Genomic DNA, 1,489 nt, shown 5'->3' with positions numbered 1-1,489 from the left:
CCCTCGTGTCCTCCGGCGCCCCCGTGCCCCCGGGCACCCCCTCGGGCGCCGCCCCGGGCCTCGTCAAGTCCGTCGACACCGCCGCGGCGGCGCTCGCGCTGCCCGTCCCGCGCATCGACCCGGCCGACCCCAACGCCGGTTTCCTCGCGGGACTGCTGACCTCCGCACCCGCGGAGCTGGTCAACGCCCTGGCCGCGGCGCCCGCGCCGTCGACCGAAACCCGGCTGCGGCAGGTCCGCGCCTGGCTGGAGACCGGTGAGCCGGAGCCCGCGCTGGCCGCGCTGCGGACCCTGGAGGAGCAGGAACCCGACGCCTGGCGGGTGGTCTGGTACCGCGGGGTCGCCGCCCTGGTCACCGGCGACCACGAGGGTGCCGCGCTCGCCTTCGACGCGATCTACGACGCCTTCCCCGGCGAGATCGCGCCGAAGCTGGCGCTCGGCCTGTGCGCCGAGGTGCTGGGCCAGCTCGACAACGCCGCCGAGTACTACCGCCTGGTGTGGTCGACCGACCCGAGCCATGTGAGCGCGGCGTTCGGCCTGGCCCGGGTACGGCTGGCCACCGGCGACCGGCGCGGCGCCGTACGGACGCTGGAGTCGGTGCCGGAGTCGTCGATCCACTACACGGCCGCGCGGGTGGCGGCCGTACGCGCCCGGCTGCGGGGGCGAACCCCGACCGCGGGTGACCTGTCGCTCCTCGACGACCTGAGCCCTGCGGCGGGCCAGGTCGAGGCCTTGGAGTCGTACGGTCTGGATCCGGCGCGCCGGGAGCAGTTGGCGGCCGAGGTCCTCGGCTGCGCGCTCGACTGGGTACTCTCCGGGGGCCAGGGTTCCGTTCCGCTTCCGCTTCCGGCTCCGCCGGGACGGGGACGGCGGAACGCCGCCGGGGGAAGGACACTGCTCGGCAGCGGGCTGGACGAGCGGGACCTGCGCTTCGGACTCGAGCGCTCGTACCGCACGTTGGCCCGGCTGGCGCGGAGCGGTGAGGAGAGGATCGACCTGGTGGAACGTGCCAACCGTTACCGCCCCCGGACGTGGGTGTAGTTGATGTCGCAGATGCCCCAGCAGGCCGCTCTGTCGAAATGCCCGAGCTGCGAGGAACCCCTCGAATCGGGTGATCGATTCTGCGGTGCGTGCGGATACGACCTGTCGGCCGTCCCGGCACCGCCGACGGACCATCCGACGATCACCATGAACACCGGGAACGCCATGAACACCGGGAACGCAGGGAACGCCGCGAACACCGGGAGCGGCGCGGTGCCGTCGCCGAGTCCGGCGGAACGCGGGGCACCCCGGCCCCCGGTCGCACCCCCGGCTCCTCCGGCGCCCCCGGCTCCCCCGGCGGCTCGTCGGGCGCCGGTACCGACACCGACCGCGCCGGGCTGGCGCGCCGTCCGCCCGGACGGTTCCGGTGTGTCCGCCCCGACGCACCGGCCCGCGGACCTGGCGGGCACCGACTCGGCCAGCCTGCCGCTGACCGGCCACCGCCACCC

The 1,489-nt window shown here is 75.4% G+C and carries 2 protein-coding genes; both read left to right on the top strand.

Annotated features, from left to right (window positions below; translation table 11 throughout):
• Positions 1 to 1,040: tetratricopeptide repeat protein (locus AOK11_RS38075; RefSeq protein ID WP_157869547.1), on the top strand; the 1,040-nt coding region annotated here is incomplete at its 5' end.
• Positions 1,041 to 1,043: 3 nt separating this feature from the next.
• Positions 1,044 to 1,489, top strand: a 446-nt coding sequence (locus AOK11_RS41305; RefSeq protein WP_157869546.1) for a zinc ribbon domain-containing protein, incomplete at its 3' end; no start/stop codon positions are given.

It is taken from the genome of Streptomyces hirsutus (assembly GCF_001418415.1).
Lineage (GTDB): Bacteria > Actinomycetota > Actinomycetes > Streptomycetales > Streptomycetaceae > Streptomyces > Streptomyces hirsutus.
The sequence above is the reverse complement of the archived record's forward strand: the minus strand, read 5'-3'. Positions and strand labels throughout refer to the sequence as shown.